Source organism: Pseudomonas sp. GW821-FHT07B01 (assembly GCF_059419065.1).
In genome coordinates this window covers 13,107-20,243 of sequence record NZ_JBWKRA010000003.1, presented here as the reverse complement: position 1 = coordinate 20,243, position 7,137 = coordinate 13,107, and the positions used below count along the sequence as shown (strand labels likewise).

Sequence of the window (7,137 nt, the reverse complement as noted above, 5' to 3'; positions counted from 1 at the left end):
CTGCCGGGTTACCCACGCTGCAAAGCCCGCGTTCGGCCAGCGTGGTTTAACGGGGCGATTTCAGATCAAAAGCAGAGCGCGGCGGCCTTATAGCCGACCGGGTGGTAAGGGGGAACACGGTGAGACATGGGGGGGCAAACTTGCCCCCGGAAACCACGATGCGAAGCGAGCGGCTCTTGCTCTTGATCTGCTTTTGATCTTAGGCGCCCCGTTAAACCACGCTGACCGGAATTCGACAGGGATTTGGGGGGTAAACCGGCAGGGATGCCGGTTTAGCCGCCCCGCGCCATGGATGGCGCGTGGCGGCGGCCCCCCAAATCACTGGCGGATTACGGGCACACCGAGCCTGGGCGAGGTGCCGAGTGGTGGGGCAAGAGCGTTTTGCTTACTTTTGCGCTTTTCAAAAGTGAGCCGCTGTAAGAGCGGAACCCTAGGTGGCCGTTACCGCAGGAATGGATATGTACTCATTCCAACCCAGCTAAATGGTCGACCAGAAGGCCGCCATCGCAGGCAAGCCAGCTCCCACATTTGGACCGAGGAGCGTCAGGTAGACAGGGGTCGGCTGTCAGGTCTTTACCCAGGCCAGCGTCAGCGCGCAACCATATTTGTACTCAATCAAGAAGCCAACCATGCAAACGTCTAAATTCCGCAAAATCGGCATTCTGGCTTCAGTGGCCGTCGCAATCGGCCTGGCCATCTACACCGTAAACGCCCCCGCCGACGCCCCCCAATACCTCACCGCGACCGCAGAACGCGGCGATATCGAAAACGCGGTATTGGCCACCGGCCTGCTCGAAGGCGTCAAACAAGTCGACGTCGGTGCCCAGGTCTCTGGCCAGCTCAAGTCGCTGAAAGTCAAAGTCGGCGACAAGGTAAAGAAGGGCCAATGGCTGGCTGAAATCGACCCCTTGATCCTGCAGAACACCCTGCGCAAAGCCCAGGTCGATGAAGAAAACCTCCAGGCCCAACGCCGGGCGACAGCCGCGCAGCTCAAGCAGGCCAGGTCCGTATATGAGCGCTACAAAGGCTTGCAGGCCGATGAGTCGGTGTCACGCCAGGATTTCGAAGACGCCGAATCGACCTACCAGGTGCAGCAGGCCAACCTGCTGTCCCTGGACGCACAGATCAAAAGCGCGCACATCGAGATCGACACCGCCAAGGTCAACCTGGCCTATACCCGCATCAACGCGCCCATCGACGGCGACGTGGTGGGCATTGTCACCCAAGAAGGCCAGACCGTGATCGCCAGCCAGTTGGCGCCCGTGCTCCTCAAGCTGGCAGACCTGGACACCATGACCGTCAAGGCCCAAGTGTCGGAAGCGGATGTGATTCATATCAGCACCGGCCAGCAGGTGTACTTCACCATTCTCGGCGAGGCGGACAAGCGCTATTACGCCAAGCTGCGCGGCACCGAGCCGGCGCCGCAGAACTTCCTGGAAACCCAGACCGCCGGCACGCCGAAGCAAAACACCGCGGTGTTTTACAACGCGTTGTTCGACGTGCCCAACCCAGAGCACCGCCTGCGCATCGCCATGACCGCCCAGGTGCGCATCGTGCTCGACACCGCCCAGGCCGCGCTGATGGTGCCCGTGGCGGCGCTGGGCGTGCGCAATGCCGATGGCCGCTACGACGTGCGGGTGCTGGATGCCAAGGGCAAGGCGGTCGCCCGCACGGTGAAGACCGGTATCAATAACAACGTCAAGGTGCAGATCCTGGACGGCCTGGCCGAGGGCGACACCGTGGTGATCGGCGATGCTACACCTGCCGTGGCGGGGAGTTGAGTCATGACCCAGCCTCTGTTGGAACTCAAGGGCATCACCCGCAGCTTCATGGCCGGCGAGCGTGAATTCATCGCGCTCAAGGGCATCGACCTGACCATCCATGCCGGGGAAATGCTGGCGATCATCGGCGCCTCCGGTTCGGGTAAATCGACCCTGATGAACATCCTCGGTGGCCTGGATTACGCCACCGCCGGCAGCTACAAGATCAATGGCATCGAAACCCGCTCCCTGGGCGATGAGCAACTGGCAGAGCTGCGGCGCGATTACTTCGGGTTTATCTTCCAGCGTTACCATTTGCTCGCGCACCTGAGCGCTTTGCACAACGTGGAGATGCCGGCGATCTACGCCGGCACCCCGCAAAGCCAGCGCCATAGCCGCGCCGGGGAATTGCTGGCACGCCTGGGCCTGTCGGGCCACACCAGCCATCGGCCCAGCCAGCTGTCCGGCGGGCAACAGCAGCGGGTGAGTATCGCGCGGGCCTTGATGAATGGCGGTGAAGTGATCCTGGCCGACGAACCCACCGGCGCCCTCGACACCCACAGCGGCAAGGAGGTGATGCGCATCCTCGCCGAACTGCACGCGGCGGGGCACACGGTGATTATCGTCACCCACGACCCCAAGGTCGCGGCGAACGCCCAGCGCATTGTCGAGGTGTGTGATGGCGAGATCATCAGCGACAAGGCCAACGACAGCGTCGGCCTGGAATTGCCCGTCGAGGCGCCGGTCGAGCCCCGACGCAGCGGGGCGCGGCGCCTGGTGGCGAGCCTGGGGCTGTTCAAGGAAGCGTTCAACATGGCGTGGGTGGCGCTGATCTCCCACCGCATGCGCACCTTGCTGACCATGCTCGGGATTGTCATCGGCATCACCTCGGTGGTGTCGATTTCGGCCATCGGCGAAGGCGCCAAGCGCTATGTGCTCAAGGACATCCAGGCGATTGGCAGCAACACCATCGATATCTTTTCCGGCACCAGCTTTGGCGACAGTCGAGCCTCGGCGATCCAGACGCTGATGCCCTCGGATGTGGACGCGTTGAACCAGCTGTATTACGTCGACAGCGCCACGCCGGTGGTGGGCCGCAACCTGATGCTGCGCTTTGGCAACATCGACGTGGATGCACAGGTCAATGGTGTCAGTGACCGCTACTTCAAGGTCAAGGGCCTCAAGCTTGAAGCCGGCATTACCTTCAGCGAAAGCGATGCGCGGCGCCAGGCCCAGGTGGTGGTGATCGACCACAATACTCGCCAGCGCCTGTTCGGGCCCAACATCGACCCGCTGGGCCAGGTGATCCTGATAGGCAACCTGCCGTGCACGGTGATCGGCGTGACGGCGGACAATAAAAACATGTTCGCCGCCAGCAAGGCCCTGAACGTGTGGGTGCCATACGAAACCGCGGCGGGCCGTCTGCTGGGCCAGCGTCATCTGGACAGCATCACCGTGCGCATCAAGGACGGCCAGCCGAGCAAGGTGGTGGAAGACAACGTCAATAAGCTCATGCTGCAACGCCACGGCACCAAGGATTTTTTCACCAACAACCTCGACAGCATCATGCAGACGGTGCAGAAAACCAGCCGCTCCCTCGCGCTGTTGCTGTCATTGATTGCGGTGATTTCTTTGCTGGTGGGCGGTATTGGTGTGATGAATATCATGCTGGTGTCGGTCACCGAGCGCACCCGTGAAATCGGGATTCGCATGGCGGTGGGGGCGCGGCAATCGGATATTCGCCAACAGTTTCTAGTGGAGGCGGTGATGGTGTGCCTGATCGGCGGGATCATCGGGATCTCCTTGTCCTACGCCATCGGCTACCTGTTTTCGCTGTTTGTGAAGGAGTGGGAGATGGTGTTTTCGGTGGGCTCGATCATTACCGCGTTTGCCTGTTCGACGTTGATCGGCATTGTGTTTGGTTTTGTACCGGCGCGGAATGCGGCGCGGTTGGATCCGATAGAGGCACTGGCCCGGGACTGATCCGGACCACCCAACGGCGCTCAAACCTGTGGGAGCTGGCTTGCCTGCGATAGCGGCGTGACAGTCTCCCCCGGGTTGCTGACCCACCGCTATCGCAGGCAAGCCAGCTCCCACATGGGATGTAGGCTTGGGTTATAGGGCCGTGTCAGACTCGGTCGAGTACATCCACCGCAACAACGAGTGCCGCCCGCTGATCCCCAACTTGATCGCCGCACGCTTGAGGTAGCTCTCGATGGTGTTGACCTTCAACGCCAATTGCTCGGCCAGCTCCGGCGCGGTGCGCCCGGCCAGCAGGCCTACGCACACTTCCAGTTCACGGTTGGACAAGGTAAGCCCCGATTGCAGCAGGCGCTCCTGGATGCGTCGGCGCAAGGTGTCGATGCCCTGGGGTTGAGGCACTGCGCACGGGCTGTCCGGGAGCGATGGCTGCAGCGCGGTGATGTGTTTTTCCACCATGGGCAGCAACAGCGTGGAGAAGTCCTGGAGCATGCTGCGTTCTTGCGCGGAAAAGCTGTCGGAGGGGTGCGAGCGATACACCGACAACACATAGCGCACATCGTCCTTGCGGCGCGTGAGGTGCAGTTGTGCGGCGAGTTGCTCGCTGCCCAGGGCTGCCACCGAATCGGTGTACACCGGGCTGATCTTGCGGCGGCCAAGGCCTTCGCGGCTGACTTGCAATTGGGTGATATGGGTAGCGTCCACTGCCAATTGGGTGAGGATCAGGTCATGCAGCATGCGTGGGAAATGGCGGCTGCCGGTGCTGGCGATGACCTTGCCTATCTGTGGGAACAGGTGTGAGTTCATCAATTCGTCCATGAGTTTCGTGCAGGTATTGGGCCTTATAGCGACGGGGGTTAAGAAGGTAACTAATGTGAATAACCTGCAGTGATAGTGCGTCCCGCCGCTGACATGCTAGTACAGCCTGGCTAAAGGAGGGGGATCCAATCTGCGAAAAAAAACATTAAACAGGCAGAGCGGCAGTCGGATCCTTCCGACCGCCGCCCAGGCACCGCATAACCATGGGGTTGGACGCTATTTCATCGCATACGCCGCTGTCGCAATGGGCCGCAGGTTGGCAGCGCTGCACTTGGCCAGGGCCTGATGGATATCGGCCAGCAAGTCGGCAACGTCTTCAAGCCCCACCGACAAACGCACCAGACCCTCGCTGATACCGTGCTGCGCCCGTTGTTCGGGGGTGTAGGTGGAGTGGGTCATGCTTGCCGGGTGTTGGGCCAGTGATTCGGCATCTCCCAGGCTGACTGCGCGGGTGAACAGTTGCAGTGCGTTCATGAAGCGCTGGCCGGTTTCGAGGCCGCCCTTGAGTTCAAAGGCGATCATGCCGCCGGGCAGTTTCATTTGCCGGTTTGCCAGTTCGTATTGTGGGAAAGAACGCAGACCGGGGTAGGTTACCCACTGCACCGCAGGGTGCGCCTGCAGCGCCTCGGCCACCGCTTGGGCGTTGCTGCAATGGCGGTCCATGCGCAGGCCCAGGGTCTTGAGGCCGCGCATCAGCAATGCGGCGTCCTGGGGCGACATCACCGCGCCGGTCAGGTCCTTGAGCCCTTGCAGGCGAATGCGCTGCGCCAGGGCCTGGTTGCTCACCGCGATGCCTGCGGTGATGTCGCCGTGGCCACTGAGGTATTTGGTGGCCGAGTGCACCACCACATCGGCGCCCAGTTCCAGGGGGCGTTGCAGATAGGGGGTGCAATAAGTGTTATCGACCACCACGGTGACATTCGGCTGCTGATGGGCCAGTTCGGCCACGACGGCGATGTCGATCAGGCGCAGGTTGGGGTTGGCCGGGGTCTCGCAGTAGAGCATGCGGGTGGCGGGGGAAAACGCTGCTTGCAGGGCGGTGAGGTCGGTCAGGTCGACATGCCGCACCTTGATGCCGAATTCGCTCAGGCCGTGGTGCAGCAGGGCGAACGTACAACCATAGAGCGTCTGGCTGACGATGATCTCGTCGCCCGGGCGCAACAGGGTCCAGAACGTCGCGGCAATCGCGCCCATGCCGGAGCTGAACGCTACGGCGGCCTCGCCGTTCTCCAGGCTGGCCATGCGCGACTCCAGCAGGGCCAGGGTCGGGTTGGAGATGCGCGTATAGAAGTGGCCGCTGGCTTCGCCGGCAAAGCAGGCGGCGCCGTATTCGACGGTGGGAAAGGCGAAGGTGGCAGACAGATAGATCGGCGGGACGAGTGCGCCGTGGTGGTCCTGGGCGTCATAGCCGTGGTGTATGGCACGGGTGGAAAAGCCGAATGTGGTGTGTTTATTGTGCATGTCGGACGCTCCTTATTTCCTACAATGCTATGCTCATAACCACGGATGAACCTTGCAAAAAAGCCCGGAAAAACCTGCGTTTGTGGATCAAACACCGATAAAAATAATGATTAGAGGCACGTTATGCCCATCAAGCTGGACCGCACCGATAAAGCCCTTTTGAACGCGTTGCAGGGCAATGCCCGCCTGACCGTGGCCGAGTTGGCCGAGCGGGTGGCGCTCACCACTTCACCGTGCTGGCGTCGGGTGCGCACCTTGGAAGAAAGTGGGGTGATCAGTGGCTACCAGGCGATTCTCTCGCCCAAGGCACTGGGCTACGGGGTGACCGCGTTCGTCAGCATCATGATGGAAAGCCACACCCAGGAAATTGCCCGGGCATTCGAGCAACGTCTGTTGGCCATCCCAGAAATTGTGGCGTGCCATAACGTCTCTGGGCGCTATGATTTTTTGCTGGAAGTGGTGGCCAAGGACCTGGAATCGTTCGGTGAATTTGCCCGAGAGGTCTTGCAGACCTTGCCTTGCGTCAAGGAGATCTATTCGAGTTTTTCCTACAAGTCGGTAAGGCCGCTGCGGGTAATTCCGCTGCCGGGTTGAGGCACGGCTTAGCGCTTCAGTCGACATCGTGTGGATACCCAGGCAAATCGAAGACGAAAAAAAACCGGCTGATCAGGCCGGTTTGGGGTGTCCCGCCAACAGTGCGGGGTTATACGTGGGTGCTCAGCAGACGCTCGGCACCGCCTTCAGCCAGACCACGTTCCTGCAGACGATCGGCACCGCCTTCAGCCAGGCCACGTTCCTGCAGACGATCAGCACCGCCTTCAGCCAGGCCACGTTCCTGCAGACGATCAGCACCGCCTTCAGCCAGACCACGTTCCTGCAAGCGATCAGCACCGCCTTCAGCCAGGCCACGTTCCTGCAGACGATCAGCACCGCCTTCAGCCAAACCACGTTCTTGCAGACGATCCGCGCCACCTTCGGCAACACGGGTTTCTATCAGGCGATCCGCGCCGCCTTCAGCGACAACCGGGTGGGCAAAAGCGTTTGCAGCGAGTACCGAGAAAGCGAGGCTAAGCAAGAGTTGGCGTTTCATGATGATGTGCTCCGAGTGTTTTAGTTG

6 protein-coding genes are annotated in these 7,137 nt (G+C 61.1%); 3 read left to right on the top strand and 3 right to left on the bottom strand.

Features of this window, described 5'->3' with window-relative positions; all coding sequences use genetic code 11:
- The first annotated feature begins 629 nt into the window (after nt 1–629).
- Together macA and AC07S6_RS04180 are read left to right on the top strand one after the other, a co-directional pair.
- Nucleotides 630–1,781 (top strand): macrolide transporter subunit MacA, encoded by a 1,152-nt coding sequence (gene macA / locus AC07S6_RS04185; RefSeq protein WP_495111778.1) that lies wholly within the window; start codon nt 630–632, stop codon nt 1,779–1,781.
- A 3-nt stretch (nt 1,782–1,784) separates the two neighbouring features.
- A complete protein-coding gene (locus AC07S6_RS04180; RefSeq protein ID WP_057974884.1) occupies nt 1,785–3,743 on the top strand; it encodes a MacB family efflux pump subunit in 1,959 nt (652 codons plus the stop codon).
- 132 nt (nt 3,744–3,875) lie between these two features.
- Here the strand turns inward: AC07S6_RS04180 and AC07S6_RS04175 are convergent, their stop codons facing one another.
- The gene (locus AC07S6_RS04175; protein ID WP_177430936.1) at nt 3,876–4,547 is read right to left on the bottom strand and encodes a helix-turn-helix transcriptional regulator; all 672 of its coding nucleotides are present in this window, start codon (nt 4,545–4,547) and stop codon (nt 3,876–3,878) included.
- Between the two features lie 228 nt (nt 4,548–4,775).
- A complete protein-coding gene (locus tag AC07S6_RS04170; RefSeq protein WP_495111777.1) occupies nt 4,776–6,020 on the bottom strand; it encodes a methionine gamma-lyase in 1,245 nt (414 codons plus the stop codon).
- Nucleotides 6,021–6,143: 123 nt separating this feature from the next.
- On the opposite strand from AC07S6_RS04170, the gene AC07S6_RS04165 reads away from it, so the two are divergent.
- Complete coding sequence (locus tag AC07S6_RS04165; protein ID WP_014718112.1) at nt 6,144–6,614, top strand: Lrp/AsnC family transcriptional regulator; 471 nt, start codon at nt 6,144–6,146, stop codon at nt 6,612–6,614.
- Between the two features lie 109 nt (nt 6,615–6,723).
- On the opposite strand, the gene AC07S6_RS04160 is transcribed toward AC07S6_RS04165, so the two are convergent.
- Complete coding sequence (locus AC07S6_RS04160; RefSeq protein WP_078467263.1) at nt 6,724–7,110, bottom strand: hypothetical protein; 387 nt, start codon at nt 7,108–7,110, stop codon at nt 6,724–6,726.
- Nucleotides 7,111–7,137: the final 27 nt, after the last annotated feature.